Origin of the sequence: Pusillimonas sp. ANT_WB101 (assembly GCF_008369125.1) — a bacterium.
GTDB lineage: Bacteria > Pseudomonadota > Gammaproteobacteria > Burkholderiales > Burkholderiaceae_B > Allopusillimonas.
The window spans coordinates 377,303-400,641 of record NZ_VOAY01000001.1; the positions used below are offsets into that span (position 1 = coordinate 377,303).

35 protein-coding genes and 1 riboswitch are annotated in these 23,339 nt (G+C 53.5%); of the genes, 5 read left to right on the forward strand and 30 right to left on the reverse strand.

The window, feature by feature from the left end; translation table 11 throughout:
* The first annotated feature begins 78 nt into the window (after positions 1 to 78).
* A riboswitch (yybP-ykoY riboswitch) is annotated at positions 79 to 254 on the forward strand.
* A 12-nt stretch (positions 255 to 266) separates the two neighbouring features.
* Complete coding sequence (locus FQ179_RS01770; protein ID WP_149395545.1) at positions 267 to 947, forward strand: manganese efflux pump MntP family protein; 681 nt, start codon at positions 267 to 269, stop codon at positions 945 to 947.
* Positions 948 to 1,364: 417 nt separating this feature from the next.
* Here FQ179_RS01770 and FQ179_RS01775 read toward each other — a convergent pair whose 3' ends face one another.
* The 10 genes from FQ179_RS01775 to FQ179_RS01815 all read right to left on the reverse strand — a co-directional run bounded on the left by FQ179_RS01775 (position 1,365) and on the right by FQ179_RS01815 (position 6,492).
* A complete protein-coding gene (locus FQ179_RS01775) occupies positions 1,365 to 1,739 on the reverse strand; it encodes a hypothetical protein (RefSeq protein ID WP_223146177.1) in 375 nt (124 codons plus the stop codon).
* Positions 1,740 to 1,823: 84 nt separating this feature from the next.
* Entirely contained in the window at positions 1,824 to 2,606 is a 783-nt protein-coding gene (locus FQ179_RS01780) for a DUF3108 domain-containing protein (protein ID WP_188074479.1), read from the reverse strand.
* A 695-nt stretch (positions 2,607 to 3,301) separates the two neighbouring features.
* On the reverse strand, positions 3,302 to 4,363 hold the full coding sequence (locus tag FQ179_RS01785) for a tyrosine-type recombinase/integrase (protein WP_188074480.1): 1,062 nt from the start codon (positions 4,361 to 4,363) through the stop codon (positions 3,302 to 3,304).
* Positions 4,338 to 4,604 (reverse strand): DUF4224 domain-containing protein, encoded by a 267-nt coding sequence (locus FQ179_RS22195; protein WP_188074481.1) that lies wholly within the window; start codon positions 4,602 to 4,604, stop codon positions 4,338 to 4,340. Before FQ179_RS22195 ends, FQ179_RS01785 begins: the two co-directional genes overlap by 26 nt.
* A gap of 16 nt (positions 4,605 to 4,620) precedes the next feature.
* Complete coding sequence (locus FQ179_RS01790) at positions 4,621 to 4,800, reverse strand: hypothetical protein (RefSeq protein ID WP_149395547.1); 180 nt, start codon at positions 4,798 to 4,800, stop codon at positions 4,621 to 4,623.
* Entirely contained in the window at positions 4,797 to 5,390 is a 594-nt protein-coding gene (locus FQ179_RS01795) for a hypothetical protein (RefSeq protein ID WP_149395548.1), read from the reverse strand. Before FQ179_RS01795 ends, FQ179_RS01790 begins: the two co-directional genes overlap by 4 nt.
* Positions 5,387 to 5,674, reverse strand: a complete 288-nt coding sequence (locus FQ179_RS01800; protein ID WP_149395549.1) for an ASCH domain-containing protein — start codon at positions 5,672 to 5,674, stop codon at positions 5,387 to 5,389. Before FQ179_RS01800 ends, FQ179_RS01795 begins: the two co-directional genes overlap by 4 nt.
* A 2-nt stretch (positions 5,675 to 5,676) precedes the next feature.
* Complete coding sequence (locus tag FQ179_RS01805; RefSeq protein WP_149395550.1) at positions 5,677 to 5,997, reverse strand: hypothetical protein; 321 nt, start codon at positions 5,995 to 5,997, stop codon at positions 5,677 to 5,679.
* Positions 5,984 to 6,235, reverse strand: coding sequence for a hypothetical protein (locus tag FQ179_RS01810; RefSeq protein WP_149395551.1), 252 nt, complete (start codon positions 6,233 to 6,235; stop codon positions 5,984 to 5,986). Before FQ179_RS01810 ends, FQ179_RS01805 begins: the two co-directional genes overlap by 14 nt.
* Complete coding sequence (locus tag FQ179_RS01815; RefSeq protein ID WP_149395552.1) at positions 6,232 to 6,492, reverse strand: hypothetical protein; 261 nt, start codon at positions 6,490 to 6,492, stop codon at positions 6,232 to 6,234. Before FQ179_RS01815 ends, FQ179_RS01810 begins: the two co-directional genes overlap by 4 nt.
* 265 nt (positions 6,493 to 6,757) lie before the next feature.
* Here FQ179_RS01815 and FQ179_RS01820 point away from each other — a divergent pair, with 265 nt between their 5' ends.
* Positions 6,758 to 7,012 (forward strand): hypothetical protein, encoded by a 255-nt coding sequence (locus FQ179_RS01820; RefSeq protein ID WP_149395553.1) that lies wholly within the window; start codon positions 6,758 to 6,760, stop codon positions 7,010 to 7,012.
* On the opposite strand, the gene FQ179_RS01825 is transcribed toward FQ179_RS01820, so the two are convergent.
* The 5 genes from FQ179_RS01825 to FQ179_RS01845 all read right to left on the reverse strand — a co-directional run bounded on the left by FQ179_RS01825 (position 6,990) and on the right by FQ179_RS01845 (position 11,802).
* Complete coding sequence (locus FQ179_RS01825) at positions 6,990 to 7,241, reverse strand: hypothetical protein (RefSeq protein WP_149395554.1); 252 nt, start codon at positions 7,239 to 7,241, stop codon at positions 6,990 to 6,992. The genes FQ179_RS01820 and FQ179_RS01825 overlap by 23 nt on opposite strands.
* Positions 7,213 to 7,890: an HNH endonuclease signature motif containing protein gene (locus FQ179_RS01830; RefSeq protein WP_149395555.1), complete on the reverse strand. Its 678-nt coding sequence runs from the start codon at positions 7,888 to 7,890 to the stop codon at positions 7,213 to 7,215. The genes FQ179_RS01825 and FQ179_RS01830 overlap by 29 nt, the downstream gene beginning before the upstream one ends.
* Before the next feature lie 27 nt (positions 7,891 to 7,917).
* Positions 7,918 to 9,732, reverse strand: coding sequence for a DNA cytosine methyltransferase (locus tag FQ179_RS01835; protein ID WP_149395556.1), 1,815 nt, complete (start codon positions 9,730 to 9,732; stop codon positions 7,918 to 7,920).
* A 61-nt stretch (positions 9,733 to 9,793) separates the two neighbouring features.
* Positions 9,794 to 10,549 carry an N-6 DNA methylase gene (locus FQ179_RS01840; RefSeq protein ID WP_149395557.1) on the reverse strand — a complete coding sequence of 252 codons (756 nt, stop codon included), beginning with the start codon at positions 10,547 to 10,549 and terminating at the stop codon, positions 9,794 to 9,796.
* Positions 10,550 to 10,902: 353 nt separating this feature from the next.
* Positions 10,903 to 11,802: a recombination-associated protein RdgC gene (locus FQ179_RS01845; protein ID WP_149395558.1), complete on the reverse strand. Its 900-nt coding sequence runs from the start codon at positions 11,800 to 11,802 to the stop codon at positions 10,903 to 10,905.
* A 60-nt stretch (positions 11,803 to 11,862) separates the two neighbouring features.
* Here FQ179_RS01845 and FQ179_RS01850 point away from each other — a divergent pair, with 60 nt between their 5' ends.
* Positions 11,863 to 12,168 (forward strand): hypothetical protein, encoded by a 306-nt coding sequence (locus FQ179_RS01850; RefSeq protein WP_149395559.1) that lies wholly within the window; start codon positions 11,863 to 11,865, stop codon positions 12,166 to 12,168.
* A gap of 224 nt (positions 12,169 to 12,392) precedes the next feature.
* On the opposite strand, the gene FQ179_RS01855 is transcribed toward FQ179_RS01850, so the two are convergent.
* The 11 genes from FQ179_RS01855 to FQ179_RS01900 all read right to left on the reverse strand — a co-directional run bounded on the left by FQ179_RS01855 (position 12,393) and on the right by FQ179_RS01900 (position 18,837).
* Complete coding sequence (locus FQ179_RS01855; protein ID WP_149395560.1) at positions 12,393 to 12,647, reverse strand: helix-turn-helix domain-containing protein; 255 nt, start codon at positions 12,645 to 12,647, stop codon at positions 12,393 to 12,395.
* Positions 12,648 to 12,669: 22 nt separating this feature from the next.
* On the reverse strand, positions 12,670 to 12,996 hold the full coding sequence (locus FQ179_RS01860) for a KTSC domain-containing protein (protein WP_149395561.1): 327 nt from the start codon (positions 12,994 to 12,996) through the stop codon (positions 12,670 to 12,672).
* A gap of 31 nt (positions 12,997 to 13,027) precedes the next feature.
* A complete protein-coding gene (locus FQ179_RS01865) occupies positions 13,028 to 14,764 on the reverse strand; it encodes a YqaJ viral recombinase family protein (protein ID WP_149395562.1) in 1,737 nt (578 codons plus the stop codon).
* 9 nt (positions 14,765 to 14,773) lie between these two features.
* A complete protein-coding gene (locus FQ179_RS01870) occupies positions 14,774 to 15,652 on the reverse strand; it encodes a RecT family recombinase (protein WP_149395563.1) in 879 nt (292 codons plus the stop codon).
* A gap of 81 nt (positions 15,653 to 15,733) precedes the next feature.
* On the reverse strand, positions 15,734 to 15,883 hold the full coding sequence (locus tag FQ179_RS22200) for a hypothetical protein (RefSeq protein ID WP_188074482.1): 150 nt from the start codon (positions 15,881 to 15,883) through the stop codon (positions 15,734 to 15,736).
* On the reverse strand, positions 15,880 to 16,116 hold the full coding sequence (locus tag FQ179_RS01875) for a hypothetical protein (RefSeq protein WP_149395564.1): 237 nt from the start codon (positions 16,114 to 16,116) through the stop codon (positions 15,880 to 15,882). Before FQ179_RS01875 ends, FQ179_RS22200 begins: the two co-directional genes overlap by 4 nt.
* A 136-nt stretch (positions 16,117 to 16,252) precedes the next feature.
* Entirely contained in the window at positions 16,253 to 16,693 is a 441-nt protein-coding gene (locus FQ179_RS01880) for a hypothetical protein (protein WP_149395565.1), read from the reverse strand.
* A 121-nt stretch (positions 16,694 to 16,814) separates the two neighbouring features.
* Entirely contained in the window at positions 16,815 to 17,048 is a 234-nt protein-coding gene (locus FQ179_RS01885) for a hypothetical protein (protein WP_223146178.1), read from the reverse strand.
* Positions 17,049 to 17,601: 553 nt separating this feature from the next.
* Complete coding sequence (locus FQ179_RS01890) at positions 17,602 to 17,934, reverse strand: hypothetical protein (RefSeq protein ID WP_149395566.1); 333 nt, start codon at positions 17,932 to 17,934, stop codon at positions 17,602 to 17,604.
* Complete coding sequence (locus tag FQ179_RS01895) at positions 17,931 to 18,344, reverse strand: hypothetical protein (protein ID WP_149395567.1); 414 nt, start codon at positions 18,342 to 18,344, stop codon at positions 17,931 to 17,933. Before FQ179_RS01895 ends, FQ179_RS01890 begins: the two co-directional genes overlap by 4 nt.
* A gap of 271 nt (positions 18,345 to 18,615) precedes the next feature.
* A complete protein-coding gene (locus FQ179_RS01900) occupies positions 18,616 to 18,837 on the reverse strand; it encodes a hypothetical protein (protein WP_149395568.1) in 222 nt (73 codons plus the stop codon).
* A 1,091-nt stretch (positions 18,838 to 19,928) separates the two neighbouring features.
* Between FQ179_RS01900 and FQ179_RS01905 the strand changes: the two genes are divergently transcribed.
* On the forward strand, positions 19,929 to 20,153 hold the full coding sequence (locus FQ179_RS01905; protein ID WP_149395569.1) for a hypothetical protein: 225 nt from the start codon (positions 19,929 to 19,931) through the stop codon (positions 20,151 to 20,153).
* 38 nt (positions 20,154 to 20,191) lie between these two features.
* On the opposite strand, the gene FQ179_RS01910 is transcribed toward FQ179_RS01905, so the two are convergent.
* The 4 genes from FQ179_RS01910 to FQ179_RS01925 all read right to left on the reverse strand — a co-directional run bounded on the left by FQ179_RS01910 (position 20,192) and on the right by FQ179_RS01925 (position 22,957).
* The gene (locus FQ179_RS01910) at positions 20,192 to 20,941 is read right to left on the reverse strand and encodes a DUF1828 domain-containing protein (RefSeq protein WP_149395570.1); all 750 of its coding nucleotides are present in this window, start codon (positions 20,939 to 20,941) and stop codon (positions 20,192 to 20,194) included.
* 509 nt (positions 20,942 to 21,450) lie between these two features.
* Entirely contained in the window at positions 21,451 to 21,816 is a 366-nt protein-coding gene (locus tag FQ179_RS01915; protein ID WP_149395571.1) for a hypothetical protein, read from the reverse strand.
* Positions 21,817 to 22,144: 328 nt separating this feature from the next.
* The gene (locus FQ179_RS22875; RefSeq protein ID WP_149395572.1) at positions 22,145 to 22,450 is read right to left on the reverse strand and encodes a TM2 domain-containing protein; all 306 of its coding nucleotides are present in this window, start codon (positions 22,448 to 22,450) and stop codon (positions 22,145 to 22,147) included.
* A 72-nt stretch (positions 22,451 to 22,522) separates the two neighbouring features.
* On the reverse strand, positions 22,523 to 22,957 hold the full coding sequence (locus tag FQ179_RS01925; protein ID WP_149395573.1) for a helix-turn-helix transcriptional regulator: 435 nt from the start codon (positions 22,955 to 22,957) through the stop codon (positions 22,523 to 22,525).
* Positions 22,958 to 23,030: 73 nt separating this feature from the next.
* On the opposite strand from FQ179_RS01925, the gene FQ179_RS01930 reads away from it, so the two are divergent.
* Positions 23,031 to 23,249 carry a helix-turn-helix domain-containing protein gene (locus FQ179_RS01930; protein WP_149395574.1) on the forward strand — a complete coding sequence of 73 codons (219 nt, stop codon included), beginning with the start codon at positions 23,031 to 23,033 and terminating at the stop codon, positions 23,247 to 23,249.
* Positions 23,250 to 23,339: the final 90 nt, after the last annotated feature.

Genomic DNA, 23,339 nt, shown 5'->3' on the forward strand with positions numbered 1-23,339 from the left:
ATGCGAAAGACGACGCCAGCGCTGCTTGTTGGTCAGTCTAGTGGTAACAAAGCATGCATTGTTCAATACTGCTAAACTTGATCCGTCTTTGGGGAGTAGTCTGCTTCCAATCTCCGGAAGCGCCCGCGTCAACATTCTCGGCATGCCACTCATGCCGTGGCGCCGGCAGCCTGAACAGGCCTGACGAGACCAACGACATGCCAACGCAATGTGGTCGGGCGCGTCTGGCGTGTCGTGGTTGCGTCGCCCGGCCTGGAAACTGCTTCATGGATTTTCTCCCCACACTTCTGCTGGCCCTTGCCATGTCTGCCGACGCTTTTGCCGCTGCTGTCGGCAAAGGTGCAGCGCTGCACAAGCCGCGATTTGCAGAGGCCTTACGTACAGGCTTGATCTTTGGCGTGATCGAAGGCTTGACGCCCGTTATGGGCTGGGCCATGGGTCGCGTTGCCGCGCCTTATGTTGTGGCCTGGGATCACTGGATTGCCTTTGTTCTGCTGGTGGGGCTGGGTTCCGTCATGATCTGGAATGCCTGTAAGAGCGGAGTAGTAGAAATATTGCCTCAAAAACACTGTCAGGACGCCACCGAAGTAAATGATGGCGGCCTGCTCGCTGACGGCGGGCATGCAGCAGCGACACATGCAATACAAAAACGCACCAGGCATTCTTTCTGGTTGCTGGCAATTACCGGTTTTGCTACCAGTATCGATGCGATGGCTGTGGGTGTTACCTTGGCATTTCTGGATGTGAGCATTGTCGGAACAGCCATAGCCATAGGCTTTACTACTCTGGTCATGGTTACATTGGGCGTCATGCTGGGTCGAGTGCTTGGCACCATGGCTGGAAACCGGGCAGAAATCGTGGGCGGTTTAATTCTTATTGGCATAGGGGTGTTTATTCTTTATGAACATGCCGGCGGAGCCCTAACGTCACTCATCACGCAGTTGTGATCCAGCAGCTTTATACCCCTGAGTATGCACCGCAATAACGTATTTAGCGTTTCCCTGCGATAGATATTTACCTGTACATGTCTGTATGTAACAGGTTTAATTCGAATTGTCGCGTCTTGCGACAAATTCATCCTCAAGGGGATAGCTCATGTCTTCAACAGATTCGCATGTTGTTTCGTACAAGAGAAAAGCCCAGACCCGGTCAGTGGGTAAGGGCTTGATTTCTTTAATGTTGGGTGACTTCCCGAACTGGGCTTGAAGCAATAATTTTCAGGCTATCAGTTCGGGTCGCCAATGTAGAAATGAAAAAGCCGTGAAATTCAATGATCTGCAAATCATTCAGGTTATCGATATATAGCCTCAATCACCTTGGATTGCTCGTCATACTTTATCGTGAAAAACACTCTGGAGAGGTATTTAGAACCAGATGCCTTTTCGGTCATTTAGGCAGATGAAGCCGCGCACTACCCGATAGATATACCAGATGCCAGTGCCGATAATAATAAGTGGCCCGATATAAATGAAAGTGGCCAGTGCACCAATAATACCCAACGCCAGGCTGATCCAGAACGTACGAATGAGCATGCTCATGTGCCCGTGATAAATGGTGCCTGTCATTTCATTACGCTTGACGTAAGCCATGATCAGCCCAACGATAGAGGGCAACCCACCCAGCAATATGCCAAGGGCAAAAGCCGCATACACGACGATTGAGTAAGTACGTAGGCTGTCGTTTGGGGCTGTGCCTGGTTGCTGTACTTCTGTGAAGGATGAGCTGGATTCAGTGTTCACGTAAAAAAACCTCGCTGAAGATAAATGGCAATTGCTATTAGATTACTAAACTATTGCTGGCTTTGCTCTGCGCCCTAGGTGTGGCTACTTTGACGTGTCGGTGAGTCGGTAATCCATGCTTTTTAACGTAGCGACCACGTTCAGAAGTCTACCTTCTTGGTGTTCGATTTTGACCAGTAAATAATCCAGGTCAGGGGCCACGTAAAGCCGTGTCTGACGTTTTTTGCTATCTCGCACTCGCTCTACGATTAGTGTTTCAAATTCTCCTAGCCCGGTTTCTACTTTTTGTGTTCCGATCACCTTATAGGTTTGGGTGTTTTGGCGGCCCTTGTTTATGAGCGAATAGGAAAACTGCTTTTTCCCGGCCATGAGATCACAACGAGCCTCAAAAAAGAAGCTGATGGGGTCATACACGGCAGTGTCTAAATTAAAGCTTTTTTGTTCGTCTTTGCCTTTGTATTCTGCTTTTTTATGCGTCCAGTCAAACTCTAGCGTTTGCCTTGTTTCTTCTTTTAAGGGACGTTTGCTGGTGGCAACATACGATATGGGCCGCACCTTGCAGTGATCCATTTCAAATGTTGCCTTTTGGCTTGCCGAGGCTAACCAGTGATCCAGTTCAAAATCGACATCATATCGATGATGGTCTCGTTTAATTTTTAAGAAATTTTTGCCATCAGTTGGCGTGTTGTTGAACTGGACAGAAAATTTTGCATCGACAAAATCAATGCTTTGAGCATGGGCGGGTTGAAAGAAACACAGTAGTACGCCACATAGCAAACCATAGCCTTTCAAAATGGCTTTTGTCGAGATTGGTGAGCGTACCTTAAGTGTGCGTGGATGTGCCAGGGAAGGAGGGAAGGGGGTCATCGCATTGAACCAGTTGTTCCCCATTAAATAAATGGGTTATCTGCTGATAAATCATAGTGTTGATTGCGGCGTTAAGCAACGAGAAGCGGGTAGTGTGTTTAGCGGTACTTAACTAGCTTGGTCGGCTAGGATGGTTGACATCGCTCGGGCATTGGGTGGCAGCCGTGTGGCGACGGAACGCTGTGTGGCGTAGCGCGCCTGCATGGTGGATTACGCCTAGGACCGCTGCTACATCGTTTCGAGAGCCACCAAGCGCCTGGCGCTGCGGTCACTGCCGTCCTTGGGTTGCTAAGAGGGCGTGCAGCACCGTTGAGGCTGTCAGGTAAGGTCTATATTGCCAGCGCTGACGTTTGCGGCGCGCTGGCTGTCACACAGAGCCCCATTGGTGCAGCTATTGTACGAGCGCGACGGCAGGCTGAAACTACTGGATATGTGACGTGCCTCATACTCCGTCTTGTAAAAGCAAAACGCCAACCCCGAAGGATTGGCGTAATTACTTGATACCGCTATATATTCTTGGCTCCCCGACCAGGGCTCGAACCTGGGACCTGCGGATTAACAGGCCCAGCCTCGAAACACCTTGTAATGCGCATGAAATAACGATCTTGCATCAGTTCGCGTCTAATAAAAGCAATCCGTTTCGTCATCGGTGCCGTAGGGCGATATCCGCCTGTATAGCTGGATATTGGACGGGCTCACGCGCCGATTGTCAGGCTGTTAGATGCTACCGATTCCCGCCAGCGGGACTTGACGTAGATCTCGGTGGTCGTTTTGTCTTTGTGTCCACACAAGGCTTGAATGCGCTCAATAGGCTCTCCGCCCAGCCACATGTCGGTTGCTCCTTTGCCCTTGATGTCTCGAAATCCAAACGGCTCAAGGCTTGGAAGCTTTTTTCGGGCTTTGGTTTGGGCGCGCCGAAGCATTGAGTCCAGGCCGCTATAGGTGTACGGTTTTCCTCTTGCTGTGTGGACTATGGGTCGACGCAGGATCGGGATTTCTCCGATAACTGACTCGATAAGCTCCAGTAACCGGCCATCCATGGTGATTTCCAGCACACGCCCAGTTTTATTCTGCTTTACACGCAAAACCTTGCCTGCGCCTTTAATCCGGACATCCGCTGGCGTCCAGCCTAAAATATCGCTTTCTGGCCGCTGCAAGGTACGATACGTCAGCTCCATCATCAGTTTTACAGTGTTTGGGGCCACCGCGTAGACCGCGTTGTATTCATCATCAGTGACATAGCGATCGCGAGATACTTCTGGATTACGCTTGACCCCACTGGCTCGCATGCATGGATTGACGATAAGTGTCGATTGCCCGGTGCGGATCAGCCAGGATAGACAGGACGATAGGCATGCCCGTTCTCTATTTGCCCTGGTGGGGCGTCCAGCACGCTTTCCTTCTTCAAGATACATCTGTACGGAAGCTGGCGTGATGGATTCAGGTGATAGTTTTCCAAAGAATACCTTTAGCTCAACGACGTTTTTTTTGTAATCATCAAGAGTGCGTTGAGCGCGGCTGCCTGCTTTAACTTGGGCTTCATAGTCAATCAGGAACATGTCCAACCAATAGCCGACGGTGCCGTAAATCCCATCGGGATCATTGTAAAGCGCGGCTCTGCGTTTAGCTTCGTTAACATCCGTGCCAACATTCTCCCACCTTCCGGTTCTGTGGAAGTACCAGAACTTGTTGCGTTTCCATACTAGCCGGGTGCCGGCCAAGCCCATCGGATCACCGTTTTTGCGTTTGCGTCCCATTTTTGCTTGCCCATCGCTGTCGTAATGCGGCTATGTCCCCACCTATTTCGGGGGCCGAAGTCATCCTGGCTGCACCCAGAACCCGTTCAAACTCTGATCGAGCAACTAGCGCCCGACCATTGGGCTTCTCTTTCACGAGTAGACCCAGGCTTTTAAGATGGCGTCTCTGCGCCGCTGGCATAACCAGAGGGTCGCAGATGGCAGCGATTTCGTAGTCCGTCAGATACGGCGGCTGCAGCATGTTTGCACCTCCAAATTCAAATAATCCACCAAGCCACCCAAGCGACCACAGATACAATCGCGGCGTTCAGGTAGTAAGCAGCGCGGACAATGTATTGCGTGGACTCGCTGTAGTCCGCCCCGTCGCGCTCCGATAGGACGTGAGCGAGTAGGGCAGATAGGGCAGTGAAGGCCACCGGGATTAGGATTGTTTTCATTGGCTCTCCTTTGGAAAGGCCCATTTCGTCGGCTCGCCGTTTGCGTTGTATTCAACTGGTGCGTAGCCTGCTCGGGCCGCTTGATCAAGCATCTTGTGAGCCTCGCCTAGCGTTAATGGGCCTCGTGCTTGGCGTCGCTCCAGTTCGGCCCATGCCTCGTCTTCTTCTTGCGTGGCTGGCATAGCGTCAGCCGTCAAGGAATCCTTTACTACTGGCTCAGCTGGTTGTGGGGCAGCGTAGATAGGAACGCAAGCAAGTCCCTTGGCGGCCTTATAGATAGTAGTGCCCACGTTTGACTCTGGATGTCTGCCTGGCTCTGAAAGCCAGTTAATCGTGCTTGGTGCTAGATATCCCACCGGCTCACCCCACTGCTTGCGTTCTAATTGCTCGACAAGTTCCTCTATACGCTTCACGTATACCTGAATGATCCCCTCCCATTCTTTTTTCATTTTCTTGTTAGTGTGTGTTGTGGCGGCTTGCCATGCCTGAAAACGCAACGCATCTGAGTCACCGTAGTACCACTCGCCATGTTCGGCTTTGAATTGCTCCCGCCAAGCCTCGAAATCTGCGCGTTCGGTTTCTTTGGTCATGCTTGTTTCCTCAAATGAATGGCATACACACGCACCGGCTCGGGCCCGAAGTGCGGATGCGTGATGGTTTTGATGGTGTAGCCACGCCACGGAAGCTCCAGGCGGCGAGCGCTGTCGTCACGGCGAGGGTATCCGCGTGTTAGCACTACTTTGTCAAACATTCCGGACGCGGTGGCAAATCGCCTTTGCCAGTAGGCATTGCACAGCCGGTATTCCTCAGTCTTCGTTCCGGCTTTGATGGCGTCGAAGTATTCACCCTTGAGCGCTAACGTCAGGCTAGGCATGCTCAGTCTCCTGTAATGCGGCGGCGGGCGTGGGTCATGACAGCTTTGTAAGCATCAAGCGCGTATTCACTTCTTTTGCTTTCACTCGCCTCTATATCTCCGTAATCAAGAACTAGACGGGTCATTTCGCGCAGCCATGCTTCTTGTGGAGCATGAATCGCATTCTGCGCTCCACAAGCCGCGTTGTCGTTAACGGGCGATGCGCCATGCTCAGCAAGCACAGCCCGAGCAAACGCCGCAATGTCAGCGTACATATCGCCGTTGCCTGGAATCTCAAGCCAGATAGAGAGTAGAGCTTCGTCGGTTGGCTTATTGGCTATCATGGCTTTGGCCCTGCTGGAGTGGTGTTACATGGCTCAAGAGATAGCAGCCGCTGATGCCTTTCATCCAGACGACTGCGGAATGCCCGCTTAGAATTTGCGCCTCGCTGATCGTCGTTGTGATTTTTGATTCGTCCACGAAATCTAGCTTCACAGCCACTTGACCGCCGACCATGCACTTGGCATTAAAGGCGTCACACTCAGCCTGAAGCTGCTTGATGTTTGGTTTGCGGCATGTCATTCCCTTTCCTCCCGTATCCACTGATCATCACACCCCGTAGTAGACGCGCCCATCATGGATATACCGCCAGCTCCTATGGCTCGCTCCTGCTCGATAAGCTCGGCGATGCGGTCGTCGCGATTTAGCGCAACGCCGACCAGCTGCGCATGCGTGAGCGATTCGTAATAGTGGCGGGCGCTAGGGTTGGCTGCGACCGGCAAAGATTCGCCCACGCTACCGTGGACTGGCGCGGCTATTGCGCTATCGGGGTTTGTCATTGGATTGTCCATAGGGTTATTCACAGGTTCTGGGGATAAGTAGAGGCTAGTGACCACTCGCATGGATTCGCGCACATTGCAGCTTGCAGCGACCAGGGCGATCATCCGGGCCGTTGTTAGCACGCCGACTCCGTGGTTATTGAAAGAGGAAATCAAGTACGATCAGTGATCTTGTTTGGAGAAGATATGGACTACATGTACAAGGGCGTAGTAATTTTTCTAACGCCTAGACAGCACGACGACGGCTTCTACGTCGATATAAGCCTTGGGAGTATCATCCCGCTTGGGGGTGGCCCAGGCCGAAAACGAGCTTCATTCGGGCTTGGCGCAGTCGGCCCGTTTGCTAGTGAGTCTGACGCTGTATCTCACGCTAAAGCTCATGCTCAGCAGTGGGTCGACGACAATCCGGGCGCGGCTCTGTAATTACGCTGTCCTATATGCTTTGGGTGGTGGTGTATACGGCACCATCATCATGCCCACCATTGATTTGATTGCGCTCATCCTGCAATTCTGTGCTTGATAATGCCAACTACGCCATTCGGCAGCTTTTCTGGCTCAGCGCTGTTAAGAAAGGGTGATTCGTTGCCGCTTGTGGCCTTGATGTACTCGACCTCGATCTTGGCGCTGTTGATGATGACCTGGCCAACGTCGCTCATGGCCTTGGCCTGCTCGACGGTGATGTCTCCAGAGCGCAGCCCTGCCAAGGTATCGAACATGGCCCTACGCAGATCGTTGATGTTTTTTGACACTGTTAATTCTCCTGTTCAATGCTGCGCGGGCAGTCATGGCGCCCTTAATCTCTGGCGGATAGTTGTGAATACTGTTGCGTTTCATGTTTTCGGCGCGGGTGATGCATTCGAGCCGATCAGCGGTTATCTCTTCGCGGGCGGCGGTGAGCTGACCGGGCTTGAATACGACGATATGTTTTGGCGGAATCGGGCCGTGAGCCTCTTCCCAGACCAGGCGGTGCACAGCCACCCATCGTTTTGATGGGTACAGATCGGGATCGTCCGTAACCTTGAGCTCCAGATACCCGTCTTTGCTGATGCGTGTAGACCCGATTGGCACGTAGTTGCTCTGCGCAGGTCCGGTCATTCCGCCTTTCTTGAAACGGGTTTCATGGCTTCGGCCACCGGCTTCGAACGGCTTGCCTTTGTTCCAGGTCTTATGGCCGGGCTTAAATTGCGTGGCGGTGTTTTTCTTCTGGCCTTTCTGGAATCGGCCGGCAGTCTGTCCGGCAAGATATGCGGCAGACTTCTTTAGCCCAAGCTTGGCGGCTTTGCTGTACACCTGCCTGACGGTGCGACCAAACTCTTCGGCTAGGGCCTCTGTGGTGTGGTCTGGGTAGGCTTGGCGTAGACGCTCTGTATCTGCCTCTGTCCAGTGCTGGTTGGTCATGAGAAAAGCTCCATTTGTTTTGATTGGCTACGCGACCATTCGCATGGATCCCTGCGCATTCCAATTGGCACGCACTAGCGCGGTCGCCGGGGGCGGGCTCACGCTATTGCCACACATCTTGACCTGGGCTGATTTGCTGAACCTTCGCCCATCATGCCCATGAGTGATGATGTAGCTCTTCGGAAAGCCTTGGGCCGCATAAAGCTCGTGCGGCTCGAGCATTCTCAGCTTGATATCGACGATGACGTAAGGTGTGCCTTGAATAATGACGGTCACTAGTGCCAGACGATCTTTAGTGGTGAGCGTGTGCATCGGTTCGCGCAAGTCGCCCCATTGACCGCCTTCGCCGTAGTAGCGGATAAGAAAAGAGGCGACCCCTAAGGCCCCGGCCTCGTCGCTGGACGATAGATCGCATTCAACCAGTCCAAGTCGGTTCTCCGTGGTCACTGTTGCGGTTGGGTCACGCATATCTCGACAGCGGTTTGCTTCGTCGGTGTAGTAACTCGAAAGAAAGGCGGTTGTTAGACCGTGATGTTGTCCGCCAGCGCTAACCGTCATCAATGGGTCGTCAATGTCACGCGCATCACAGTTGCCGCGTAGGTGCGTGAGGTGCGCTGTCACCAGCTGCTGTTGGCTGCCGGTGTTGGTCACGGTTGTCATTGGGCTATCAAGGCTGTGGCCGGGGGTTGTGTTGAAGCCGCCGTTCATTTGGGCGAGATATGCCGTAGCTACCGCCTGGCCGCCACTGCCTGTAGCGGTTACCGTGTTTAGCGGATCGCGAACATCTTTCACGCCAGAGCCCCAGCGCTGCACGCCGCCAGGCTTGCCTTCGCCATGAGCGGCCTGCACAAGCACCGGCGCAGCAACTCCCATGGCGTGCGCATTCCCTGCTGGCCTGGCTGCGCCCGCTCCAGACGTAATTGTTGGCAGCGGGTCATGAATAGATGCGCCATGACTGTCGCCGCGAAATTTTACAATGAATGGATCGCCACTATCCAGCACGTAGCGCTTTACACCTCTGGCAATCCTGCGCATGGTTGCCTCAGCCAGTGGCCTGGGCCGATCAAAAATAGAACGGCCCGGAATCGACCAATCAATACACTCAGCGGCGGCCCGCCATTTCTTTTGCTTTTTAGCCGGCGCTTTAAAATGGGTCGGCTCCGGCCAAACGATAGGCTGACCGTCGCATCGGGCCAGCATGAAAAGACGATCCCTGGTGGTGGGGGCACCATAATCAGCAGCAATAAGACGCTCCCACTCAACCTCATAACCCATGCCGTGTAGTACCGCCACAAACCGCCGCCACGTCTGGCCGACGCGCTTAATGTCCGGCACAAGAAACTGCTGATCGATGGGTGTGTGCTCGCCTTTGAGCGCGACGGTGCCGTCAAGCCGCATGACTCGCCCGGTGGCTTTATCGCGCTTAGCGACCAGCGGGCCCCAGTTAAGAATCTGCTTTACGTTTTCTAGGCTGAGGATGCGGGGTCGTACCTGCCCAGCCCAACGAACACCGACCCACGATAGCGCGCGTAGCTTGCGATCACGCGGCTGCCCGCCTTTTGCCTGACTATGGTGAGTGCAGTCCGGGCTTAGATGCAGCCAGCCGACGGGCATGCCGTCCGTGGCCTCATGTGGGCACACCTCGTAAATGTCGGCCTGATAGTGCTTGGACTGAGGGTGGTTCGCCTCATGCATGCTGATCGCGTCGGAATCGTGATTGATAGCTATATGTGGGTGCTGGCCCGTAGCGGTTTCAAAGGCGCTAGACCAGCCGCCGCCGCCCGCAAAGAGGTCGACAATAATCTCGCCCGCCAACGGCAGGACGAATTGAGGGGTGAGCATGTGTGGTTCCTTCGGATAATATGGAAACGGCCTGCAGCTGAAGGCTGATTGGCGTAGCGGGTTACGCGAAAAGCTCTATCTGCCCCTCTGGCATAGCCTCGCGAGGTGTGTTTGCTAGGCCATCTAACGCCACCTCTGATTCCCTAGCTCGCGCCTTGCGCCTAAGCTTCATGCCCCAGCCACCCAGAACATGAAATGGCGTATACCAGCGCCCGTATTCTTTTAAGGTCAGTGTGTTGCCATGAATGACGATGGCCGGCAGCCCGATCAGCGACATTTGTATGTACGCCATGTGCACGGCCTTGATATCCACGTCTGTGGCGGTGGCGTGGCATTGCTGCTGGAAGTTGTGGCCATGGCGGCGCATAACATCAGCGAAGGCCAGAATCGTGCAGCCAGCACCTACAGCCGGGTCGTTGACGGTGATGTATCCGCGCTCAGCAATCATTTCTGCCAGCTCGTCATCGATCTGCGTTTGAGCCATAACCACACTCAGGGAGTAGGGCGTGAAGAACTGGCCCCGGTCGCTATTGCTAATCTCCAGATCCATGAAGATTTCGCCCAGATAGTCACTGGTGCTTATTTCGAAGGCCGTGACCAGGTGCGAATAGATATGCGCGATCTGTGTGAGCTCTTCGCGCGTGTAGCGCTTGGCCACATTAAGGTATTGCGCCTCTCTAGCCTCACACTGCTCACGGTCGACGCGGTTAGAAATGGACAGCGCGATCATTTCCATGCTGTCGCTGAATACGCGGTATAGGTCATGCTGATGGCCCAGGCCGCGCATGATCTTGACGATTTCTTTCTTGTGATCCACGCGTGATTAGCTCCCACGCCTTATTGGGGCGCGGGCCTCAAGGTAGTGGGTACATGTTGAGCTTTCCCCCGTCACGGCCTATGATCCCCATAAAAGTAAATAAGGAAGGGGTAAGAGATGCACGGGTGGTGTTGCGCCTTTGATTTGGCTTTGGATGAATTTAAATCAATGAAAGCTGAAGAGGCTCTTTTGCTTTCATGCCTCAAAGAGGCGGAGCGCAAGGTGGGCGTGATGGGGGCGACCGAGGAGCGTGCGCGATGGTTTTCATCTCGTGAGCGGGCTCGATACATGAATGAGTGCATCGTTCGCCACATAAGCCGCGCACCAGCAGGGTCAGAGACCTGTCTTGATGCTCAGATGGGCTGACGCTCGCCGCCCAGCGCATCAACCAGATCAGCCAGCAGGCGGGATAGCTCGCCCGTCATTAGCGTAAAGTAAGAATCAAACTGCTCGGCGTCGCTTTGCGTCAGGTCGCTGCCTTCTTTCAGGATATCGAGCGGCGTAATGCGCCTTACCTCAAGCCCTTCAGTCAGCACAAGCGACACGCGGTCAGCCCACGTCAACGCCAGCCGCGTAACCTGCTTGCCGGACTGCACATGCTTTTGCACGTCGGCCACATCAACGCTCTGGCGCACGTACCGGACCTTTGCGCCGCTGTCTGATGTTGACTGCAGATCCGTGTCTTGGTCGATAGTGAAGTTGGCCGGGGCCTCATCATCCAGCAGCCAGCTTGTCATGGCGCCGGCAGGGGATTGCTCGACGTACAGGGGCGACACAGGGAATGGATCCACCGACTTGGCAAGCAGGCCCAGCACTTCGTCGCACTTGGCGTCTGATGTTGCGTCGATCACCAACCACCCGTTGCGGGTGTCCAGCCATACGTGGGTATCGCGATATTGGCTGAATGCCTTGGGCAGAAGATCATCAGTGACTTGCTCTTTGATTTCCTTCAGTTGCTTGCGCCCGGGCTTAAATCCCTGCTGTTCTTCGATTTCCCGGGCTTTGGCCTGCATGAACTGGTTGACGACCGTGGCGGGCAGTAGCTTGGCCTCGGTGCGCATAGTAATTAGCAGCTGCCCATCGAGCGCGTAGACCATGCCGCTATCTTCGCGGGGAGATATCCAGCCAATGCTTTGCATTTCGTTGGCCGCGCCTGGTTGGAACTGGCGCTTTTCTAGGGCTTGCTCAAGCTGCTCGATAGAGGGCAGGGCACCTGACTGCAGGCGGTAGATTTTTAGGTTTTTGAACCACATAAGCATTGTCCTTATTGAGGCTATGATTGCGTGTTGCGCCGCAAGGCGCGGGAGAGCGTAATGACAGTAGAGAAAACACAAAAAGAGATCGAAAACCCTTTGGTGCTTAATTTTTTGTCTCAATTAAAATCGTCGGCCTCGGTTTCATCTCAAGGCAACAAGGCGAAGTTGACGATTTCAGCCAAAGAGACAGAAGGGGATGTTGTTACAACATATAAAATATCGCTGGAAGGGCGCGCCATATCGGGGATATTTGCGGCCCTTGTGGATCACCAAAATAAAGAGGCCGTAGCGATGGCGCTGAAAGGCTCATCGCGTGATCTAGCCTTGCTTGCCGCAATCGCCTCTAGTATTGATGAAAAGTAAGATCACCAGTTATCAGGGGCGTGCATTTCAGATTCTCCCCACGTGCAAACGCCGCACATATCACCGGAATACACTTGCTTGCCGCCCTTCCAGCCAGTGACAACATGATCAGCGCCGCACACCTCACATGAGCGGGAGTAGTCGGGCTTGAATTCGTCTATCTCTAGAACTTCCATATAGTTAGGCGGCGCGGTTATTGGCCTCGCCGCGCCTTGATGGGCGCACTACATGCCCATGTGCTTGCGGTACTTGCTGTAGATGCCGCGCAAGGTATTGAAATTCATCCCAAGCTTTTCAGAGACTTGCTTTAAGGGCATGCCTTTGGCGTGAAGCCTGTGGATGCGCTTGCCATGCGTGATGACTGACGGCACTACGGATGGCGTCGTTGGCGGCTTCTTCACCGGCTCCTGACGGACGGGCATGGCCTTTATCGGCTGCGCCGCCATCATATCCCTGACTATGTGAGAAAGATCATTCATTGAGCATCCCCTTAAAAGACGGCTACTCGATGGCCTGAGCGTCTACGGTTGGTTGCTCAGTGGCGGCTTCAGACCCATAAAGCGCCGTCACATTCTCGTAGGGGAACTGGTCGGCGCAGCGCTTGATATTCTTGCCAAAATACGAGCCCTTGGACTCGGCGGCCTTAAAGGCCTCAAACTGCTCGGCCGTGAAGTTGGCGTAGTGGTACACGCTGCAGACGCCCTTACGGTTTGCGGGAAAGCGGATGGCAAGCGTGTTGGTTTGTGGGTCGTGGCCGATAGCGGCAACCTGTGAGGACTCTACCGAGTCCGTTGCAATAATTGGGCGAGTAGTGATGCTGGTATCCATGGCTATCTCCGTAAATTTAAGTGATGCGTGCTTATGCCGCTACTGTCTGGCTGATGGCTTCGATGTGCCGCATCAGGGCGGCGCAGATGCGCGGGAAGTCGCATTCTCGGTACAGCCTGGCCGACTTGTCGGTGGCAACGTGCTCAAAGCCAAGCTCAGATAAGCCTTGCGACGTTATGTTGAGGGGCGCAAGTAGCGCGTTGATTTCACCCAGGCGCAGTCGTGTGCCATCGTCTTTCGCTGTTTCAGGGGCGGGGGCATGGCTTCTGTACCCGCCGCCGTGGCCTATGTATCTGGGTGGCTCAGGCGTGGCTGATAGTGTTTCCTGATTCGCTGGCTTGGCGTTCGTGTCCTGCACGCCCTGGATGACTGTCCGTGCGGCCTGGGCTTCTTTCTCTGTCTGCGCATCATCCAGTGCTTTTTGCTTGGCCAACTTGTCAATTTCTTCCAAGCGTATTTTTTCCCGCTCAGAGTCTAGGCGGGCCTGTTCCTCTTGCTTGTGATTATTGATGCGAGCATTAATGAGCAAAACAAGGTCGTCGTTGTCTTTGAGCACTAGCTGCTGTGCGTCAGCGAACAGAAACGAATAGTCCTCCGTCATCTTGCAGAGCGTGTCAAGATTTTCGGTGATCTTGTCAGTAATCATGCTGGCTTGGATTTTGGCAGCGGCGACGGTGCTATCAGCGGCGTCTTGCAGCGTGGCGATGGTGCGCTTACCCTTCATGGCGACGGCGATATCGCACGCTATTTCAGGCAGACGTACGGTGCCGAGACGCTTGTTTAACGCAGCGACGTGATCGGCAAACGCCTTCTTTCCGGCCATTAGAATCTCATTGCGCCGGTTTTCCTTCATCGTGGTGACCAGGCGGTTAAGCTCTAGGCGAGTCGCACGCGCCTCCTCTCCAATTTCATCAAGCGTGCGGAACAGCGCGTCGATGCTGGCGGTCTGGCTCAGTGCGTGTTGCTTGGCCGCTTCGAGCCTATCCTCGACCTCTTTGCACCACTTGATCGTTTTATCGGCGTCGGCAAAGTGCTGGTCAGTCACCAGTTCGCGGTTTATAGACCCGATGACGGCAAGGGCATGCTCTTTAAACGCAACCAAATTGCTGTTGGTGACCATGCCGGTGACTTCAATGCGCAGCGCGGGCAGGTTCTCTGGGGTGCGCCCAACGGCTTTGGGCTTTTCCTCGACGACATGATAGGCGTTAAGGTCTGTTTCAAACTGAGCCCATCCTGCTACCAATTGCAGTGCGCGCCCGTCAAGAGGCCGGTATTCCATCCATACAAAGTTTTCGCGGGTGCCGTCTGAAACGACAAAGATAGCCTTTTCGGCCTTGCTCACAAGCAGTTGCTGTTCCAGCTGCCAGTAGTATTCGGCGGGTAGGTTTTTATCCCGCACGGCCTGGGCTAGTTCCTCGTTCCACATTTTGTGCTCGAACACAATCTCACCCAGCATGGTGATTCCGTCGAACGAGGCCAACAGGCGTACTTCGTCGTCGGTGGCCGTGGTCGGGTAGAGCTCTTCGCCAATCATTTCTTCCACAATTGGGCGGGCAAGTGCCTCATATTGGTGGCCCTTGTCAAAGAGATTTTTTTGCACCCAATCGCTGTACTCCCGATCCGCGCCGGTTGCCTTCATACGCAACAACTCGCTGCGCATGAGTTTGGATGACGCAGCCATCATTACTGGAGCCTCGCTGGCTGTTAAACACTTAAAGCGCAAGGCCAGCCATTCAGCCGTGCCTTGGATTACGTTATGGATTTTCATTTGGTTTCCTTACGCCTGGATGGCTTCCAGATTTTGAATAGTGCGAAGCTGCTGTTCGCTCAGCGTGTACTTCGATTGGATGTTTGCGATCAACTGGTCGGCTTTCAACCGGCCAGAGTCGATTGCCTCTTGCCACTTGGCCTTGTTCTCTTCGATGCTCTGGTCGGAATAGGGCGGTAGCTCTTTGCGCTGTTCTTCCGTGGTTGCAGGCTCTGCGCGGCCCATATCGCGCATGGTGTGTTCGCCGGCCTCGGGCATTTCGTCATCCGTATAGACGCCAAGAATTACGTCCGGCGCATAGCGCCTGGCCCACTTCCTTACCGCCAGATACGTGATCTGCTGCTGGGGGTCGGTTGCCCATTGGGTTGAGAATCGCGGGTAGGCCTGGGTCATCATCACTGTGATTTCTCGGGGCACCGCCTCGCCTTTTAATAGGCAGCTACAAATAACGCCGAGGCCCGCTTCTTCAGATGGCTTCCAGCCTGCGACGTAGTACTTTCCACCCTTGTCTGACTTGCGCTCTTCGACGCGGCCAAGAATCTTGCTCAAGTCGCCAATGAACGTAAATTCAGGGCGCGTTTCAATGGGGGCGCGGGCTATGACAACGGCATTGACCAACTGGCCTTCGTAGCCAAGCATGCCGCCTTGCGTCACATGGGTTTTCTGCGCTACCGCAAAAGGGTTCATTTGCCATTGCATAGACTGCATGACGACGGCAGCGCAGTCAGCTGAATTACCTCGCAGATGTTGGGGCACGGTGGCGTGGCCTTTTGCCATGACTTCAGCAAAAGCCATAACCTTTTCGAACGAGCTAGGGTCAAGGATCAGCGATGTTGTGCTTGCTAGCGAATGATCGGCGGGTTGTGCGATTGTTTGAATGTCAGACATTGTTTTCTCCGTGCACTGCTGTTAACGCAGTGGCTTGATTGCATTGATCAGTTGTAAAAATTCCCCAATGGCGCTTACACATCAAAACCCCGTCGCATCCAGCGTCTGCATCACAGCAATGAAGCAGCAAAAGGCTATTACTCCAAGCGGGTACGCATACCAAGGCGCTTTGCTGTTATCGCCGTCTTGGCGCGTGTGCTCCAGGGTCAGTCGTGACCAGATCGTTTTCATGGCTGCTCCATATATCGAATGGCCCACATTTCGTACTCTTCGGGGTCAGCTTCATCGGCAAGCTCTTGCGCCTGCTCAGCGATTAGGTTGCGCCAGTAGTGGGGCGGCTTGCCGAGGAATGTGAGGTTGTCTTTGAGGTGCGAGGCCAGCTCCCCGTACACCTTCTCGGGGTTAAGCGTCACGCACTCTTGGTCGACGACGCCAGAATCGGGGTCGCGTGTGATGGTGATCATGTGATTTGCTCCGAGATAGTGCTAGAGGCCAGCTCGCCCGTTTAGGTTTGCCCCGCATCGTGGCCTTTGATGAAGGGTTGTCCCATGCGGGCGGCTGGCGTTGCACCCGGCTGGCTGAGCCGGACAGTGAAACTTGTTAGGTGGTGGCTTTGGTTATTGCTGCATCAAATAAGCGCAAAGCCTCTTCTTGTGACGGCGTTTTAAATTTCTTGCTAAAGACGCGGCAATCATAAAAGCAGCCAGACCCGCCCATACCAGACACTCTCATCGGGCACTTAACATCCGCGCCGCAGCTTAGTGCGCTCATTCTTCCGTGATCAACAAAGGCCATAGGAAATGTATGTAGCTCGGGGGACGGGTAATGTTCTTTTAGTTCGCTGCATAAACCCCAGTTGCTAGCGGTGTATTTGTCGCCGGGAGTATTGCTATCAACCGCCGCCAGGGGCGCGTCGGCTATGGTTTTTCGTATGCGCCGAAGGGTCGCCACATACTGGTCGTTTGAAAGCTCGTCATTGTTGTTGATGACAATGCTTTTGTGCGCCCCTTCTCGGCAGTATGATTTGAACTCTTCCTTCATTGCTCACTCCGTATATATAGCCACCACAAGTAGCCACCCGGCCAAGCCGCGCAAGCACACGGCCCATGCATTAGAACGGGAGGGTATACAGCCAGGCGGCTGCTTGAGATTGCTGGTTAGGTTATTTGGCGGCTCTGGCTGCCAGCATGGCATCGGCCATTTCGTAAGATATCTCTGCGTAGCTGATCGGCGGGGCTTCGCGGGGCGGCCTGTCTTGAGATAAATACACCTGCATCGCCTTAGCTGCGAAGTAATCGCGCACGGATATTCCAGCCTCTTTCTGGCGTATATCTGCGTGGTAGCCGATTTTGTGGTCAAGCACTGGAAATGCAGGCCCACCATCTTTGTGATCCATGTTTATCCTCTTTGGTTGGTTGGCGGGAGTATCGTTCTCCGACGCGAAGCTGCACCGCTGCGCTATAGGCTCGGCCACGACAGTCGCAACCCGTTATGTGCCTACCATCGGCATCCGCTTCGATTGCTGGCGATGACCGCCAAAACAACGCACTCAGTTACGTTTAAAAGGTTCCTTTCAAAGAAATAAATTAATCGGAGAGTGCGCTGTTTTTGTGGTCATAAAGCGAGGCGACTCGATCCCAAGCTCATCCAGGCTTGCGGCCCGGCATATAGTCGGCGGGACTGAGGTAGCCGACTTTCGTTGAATCGCCTCGCTTGATAACCATCACAAAGCCCCTCTCTTCCCCCATTAAGCACTGGGTCAGGATTCACACCACATGTATGTCCTATACGCCAACAAACCCAACAAACAGGACAGGCTATAAATAGCAGGCCCTTTATGATCGGTAAGTTATTACAGGCCGCTGACGCCTGCTGAAAGAGAGGGGCTATGTGAAGGCCCTGCCTATACAGGGCGACCGCGTTACGACTGGTCAGGCCGGGAGACGACTTTATTTGATTAAGGCGCGTACTTTCATCGTCGCGTCAGATATTGCCAACGCGCGCTCTAGGCAAGATTCGTTCCATCCTTCCTCATCCTCACTCTCTGGCACGCGGGCCTTTATTGCCTCGGTATACATTTCCATTAATATCGACTGCGCGGATTCAAGCGCCTCCCGCACCCTTGCTGCGGAGTAGGCTTCGGCCTGGTCGGTGGTGATAAGGGAAACTGACTCTGCGCCGTATTTCTTTTCTGGGTAAATGCGCTCGACCGAATTGCCTCGTCGCAATATATCGCGGTGCGCGTAAGCGACAGGCTCGAGCATCGTTGTTTGCTTGCTCATGACCGCCCCTTAATTCCGGCGGTTTTCGCAGGGCTGTCTGGATGCAAGGCATCATGAAGATCAGCGAGCGCATGGACTCGCACTGTCACCGATTCGCCGCAGGGGAGCGCCTCACGCACTGGCGGGCGATGCTTGGCCTGGGTCCAGCTGAGCACATCAAGCGCCGCCTTTTCGATATTGCGCAGCCGCTGCACCTCAGGCGATTGCAGGACGGCTTTAATCGCCGCTTCGCTGACCTCTCGCAGGCGGTCTGAATCTTCCGTTATTAGCGAGAAGTCATCCCGCCCCATCGTGTTGTAGCTCCACGCCTCCCATACGCGGTTGCAGTCATATGCGTCACCAAGGGCGTGAGCGACAGCCTCATCAACAGCCTCTTTCGTGGCGTCCGTCAAAACTGATTCAGTGGTCATGGCTGGTCCCTTGTGTCAGCTCCGCAGAAAGGACAGTAGCTGGCGACCATGCTCATATTTTTGCCGGATGCGGTTGCGACCCCCTTAACGCTACCCTTGACAGTAAAAGGAATGCAGATCGCCGTGCCCATGCTGCTGCGGGACAGAGTGAAGCCAACCGCCGCGCACTCTACTGAGTCGATCTTGCCGTCATGCTTGTCTTTTAATAGATCAAGAATCCTTTCTTCAGTTTCTTGGATGCAATTGCAATTCATGCTTTCCTCTCGTTGGGTTACTGAGGCCGCGCCGTGCCAATCTCACCCAGCAGCGCCTTGCGAGCCAGCTTCGCGCCGGGGTAGCCGCTGTACTGGCTCTTAATGTCTTGGCGGAAATAATCAGCCTTGCGGCGTTTCTTGCCGGGCGCTGCATATGACTCTGGCGTGATATTCATTGCGCCTATGCCGCCCATCGAACGGCCCAGTAGTGCCGCCAATAATGCTCGTGCGTTAAACATAATTCCTCGCTTTCGGAAACGCCCCACATGGACGCTTTCCAAAGCGGCCCATTGCTGAGCCGTTGGATTTACTGCCGAGCTACACCTGAATAAATCAGCTCTCGGTCTACGTGCTGACAATTACCCGCCATTGTCAGTAGGCGTCCAGTCGTACGAGAAAACCGTACAACTCGATCCCCGCTCATATCGTGTGCTGCGTCCATCTCTCCCGATGGCTCACCACGACGGTGCGGCTTTCACTCGTTTTGCTTCTACCCGAGTGGGTTACAGGTAGCCGCGCAATCGCTTGTCATGGACAGGGCGCGGTGTTTATCGATTTCAAGTTGTTAAAGAGCGATCTTTCTGTGTCGCATTAGTACTTGGCTGCCTTTGGCTTAACCGTGTTCCTGATGCGATGTATGCATTATCGGCAAACCGATATTGAATGTCAATCGGTATTCCGATATTAATTTGTAACGGGGTGGGAAGTTTTGGATTTAGTAGGCAGAAAGGGAGGGGTTACCTGTTCGGCTGGTCGGCGGCGAGAATCGCGCGCAGCGCTTGCAGCCGCTTAATGGATCTCTTTGATATCACGCCTAAAGATGCCAAGCCTATCGCCTCGTCAAGGGCGTCTGTAAATTGCTGATGATTCGCTGTGGTGACGATGCGGTCCCCAGGCGGTGGAGTGCAAGCATGCTGGCCTAAGCGCGTAAGCTTCTTATTGTTTATGTTTTTGTTCATCCGGCCATGCCTTATAGAGCAGTTGCTGCGCGAGCGCCCCAATGGGGCCACGTTTCGAAGCGCTTCTTATTCCATTTATAGTACTGTAATTTTATACAGTACCAACCCATTGCAAATAGATAAATCCTGAAACCCGCGTCATACATGACGCTCGAGCAATCTTGTCGTTTTCCCTAGTTTGCTAAACGATATGCTATCGGTATAGACCGGATGTCGTCAAGCTAAAATATACGAAAAATGCTTTGATTTCAAAGAGTTAGGTATTGGTAGGCTATTTCTTGTTATTGAATTTCAATCAGGATTGGTATCCACAAGAAGACAAGGCAGGGCGGACTTTGGCGCGTATGATCAGCCTATCACCGGGAGGGCATATGAGCGACACATACCCCATGATTGCGCTATTTGAGGCCCAGGCCGAAGTGCTGGACGCAGCCGGCCAGCGAACGAGCCTGGATGACGCCATCGTCAAGCTGGCTGCCTGGATGGGGCTAACTCAAGATCAGCTCAGCGACGACGATATGGCCATACTGGCAGAGGTTGGGGCGATCATGTACCGGGATGGGCTGGCGCGGCGGATGGGCGGGTGGGCAAAATAAAAGCCCCGTGAAGGGCTGGTGATAAAAGTGGGGCGAGATTAATTGACGGCTTCGGAGGCGTGAGAGGCTTTAATCAATCTGCTCATCGGCATAATGGTCGCCATGCTGGACAGGATCATCCCTTGCGTTTTGGCGGCCTCAGCGTCTACCCTGTCATCAATCACAACTCTAAATTTCACGCTACGATCGTGTCCGGCGATATCGACCATCTTACGCAATGCGTTCCCGACAGAATAGGGATGCGGCCTGATTGCTATTACAGCCTCGCCATCCACTTCGAAGTCGAGCAGATATTTAGTTTTTGACATTCCCGTAAACGGTGGCGAAGAGGTTATCTTGTGGCCTTTTTTCCACGCCTCTAAGCAGAGGGCTACCTCTTCAACAAGGTAGCTGGAGTCAATGCCCACTCCTTGGTTATCGTGCTCCCACCCAACCACAGCCAGCAAGCCGCTCATGTATCGAGCGAATGCTTGTTTTGAGTGTTCCTGGTCAGCCCACACTTCAATGACATTTTCATCGTTCAGAGAAATCCCATACGGTGCAATGGCAGTTTTTATGAATCTTGTTCTAAGGCCGCCAATAGAATCACCCAGGCCTCGTCCTAGGAAGTGGAAAACAACCTCGTTATCATCAAAAAATCTGATGCTTTTCCCTACTTTTTCGACGAACACAGGAAGATCATCCCCGTCCTCGAATGTGAATGGAGTGTCAATAAGGGCTACGCTGCCATCATCGTTGAGCGGATGGCAAGAAAAGCCGAGAATAGTAGAAATATCGTCGCAGATCATGATGGCCTCAGCCTAAAGTCGAACGGACTTTCAAGGGCGGGTTTGAATTCTATATTAGTTCGTTTCTTGAAATGTGCCAATACTTCAGCGAAACCCCATCGGCTCCAAACGACATCGCCAAATATCCTAGCGTCACCTATGTGCTCATGCGGTCGCTGATGCTTATCCTTCAATGATTTCGGGGAAGTGCGGATCTCAAGTTGATAGATTCGACTTTCAAACGGCTTGTAGCGCAGGACAGAGAACTTATAGTGACGGATGTTGGTTTTCCGTGATTCTTTCACAAGCAACTCCACGTACATTCTGACATACGATCCGCTTTCATCAAGAAGCCCACAAGCCAATCGGTGTGATTCAGGCGACGCTCTGGCCGGCGCCCAACCGCCGAAATCTTCGCATATATATTTGTGTTGAAAAAGCGCTCTTGCCTCTTGCTCAGGAACATCGTTCAAGCCTCTTCCTCCTGACGCCTACGCATCAAACTACTCCTTTCCGTAGCCTATTACCGATCACGGCGCTACAAATGCCTTTGCAGAGCCTTCGCCCAGATGGGCGCATCCATACCTGTTGGGCCCCCTGATATTGAACTCAAATTCAGCGATGCCGGTTGCGTCCCTTGCAAGCGCGGCTACCATCAAATCATTGGTGATCATTTCTTCGTCAGGGTCAACGTCCATGCCTCTTTTCTTGCACCGCATGGCATCGACGGTTGTTATCTGAGTTGCGCCTGGCGGCACGGTCTCGTAGACCTTCACAGCTTTTTTTGCCTCCCGCAGGTCCAAGACGCTCACGGCTTCGGTGGTCGGTCGCTGGTAGCTCGGGGCTGTGCATCCGCCAAGCACGCCCAGCGCAACGATCAATACAGCGATTCTCATTCCTTTTCCTTACAAAACCTAATCAAGCCAAGCTTCCGTTGCTTGCGGGATGCCTAAACCCAGGCACGGCGCCACATCACCGCCCGACTAGTGACAATGCACCTCTCCCTTCTTCTTATCCATATGGCAACACTTGCCCGGCGGCGAGCTTTTGCGGCACCCGCCTCCATGTGAATAAGCCTGGAAAGGGTAGGCAAGTACGCTGAACAGCATGGTTGCAACGAGTAACCGTATTGTTTTCATGCTTTTGTCTCCTTTTTTATCTTTGTCTCAGCCCAGCTCCAGCAGCTGATGAGTCATTACAAAATCACATCAAACTAAACTTTCGCTATCGGGCTCGCGAGCGAATGCCCGCGGCGGTCTTCAAGTTGCTCGTTCGCACCATCGAAGGTATTAAGGCCGCATCAATCAAAACCCAAATACCCAAAAATATCAGTGCGAGAAATCCAGCGCCTTCTACCGCGATCACCCGGTACCATCCAAAGCATGCCAAGGCCAGCATTAGAGCTCCACTTAGCTTGTACCCGGCATAAAACCGATGGGCGCCAACCCAGCCGAAGAAAAACCACAACACGTAAGTCGCCGTGATGCTGCGCTTGCCTGCGTCATACAGTAAAGAGTTTGATTGCTCCATTACATTTCCATATAAGAATAAACTTTCGTTACTTCGCGCCCGCAAATAGTGAGGGCTCACTATAAGTGGAGGCTAATTATTATCCAGCTCGTTTGGGTCGGCGCGGGCCATCTGCTCACTGATTAATTGGCGCGCATTTTCAATTGAGGCAGCCGCGCCCAGGCTCATCCAGGATGGTCGCGAGAAGTCTGGCCCGCCAAGCAAAAAATCCACCATTGCCTTTGTCGCCTCATCCTGCCCTGAATAGGCATTCCATACGCGCATAACATCCGGGTCATCCAAAATTTCTGATGATGACGCCTCGCGCGGCCCTTTGCCTTCGGCCAGCCACCGAGCGCTGACTTTATAGAGGTACGCGAGCTTTGTTGTGAATCCAGACGTTGGGTATTCATTGTTTTCGAGCTCAGATAACAAAGGCTGAGACATGCCTATTCGCTTAGCCACATCCTTCTGAGTGAGCTTGGCTTGCTTGCGTGCGTCACGGAGTCGTTCACCAAAAGTATTCATATCGGCATTCTGATATAGAACTGCATCGGTTTGCCGATTGCGTTAATATCGGTAAGCCGATATCATGTGCGGTATGGACTGGAAAAACAAAATTATCGAGCTGATCGCGACCGGTATGACGCAGGCGCAGATCGCACAAGAATCGGGCGTATCGCAGCCAACTATTGCTGGGCTGGTGGCTGGCGATCAACGCGACATGAGGTGGGCAAATGGGCATCGCCTTCTGGCTCTGCATCGCAGGGTAATGCGTGCAAAAAAAACGCCTGACGCCAAAGAAGTTGCCCATGACTAACCCCATGCCCACCCCTCACTCTCATTTTGTTGATTTTGATTCTCAGAGCGCAAGGGCCGCCATGATGCCCACTTTACGTCTACAGAGTCG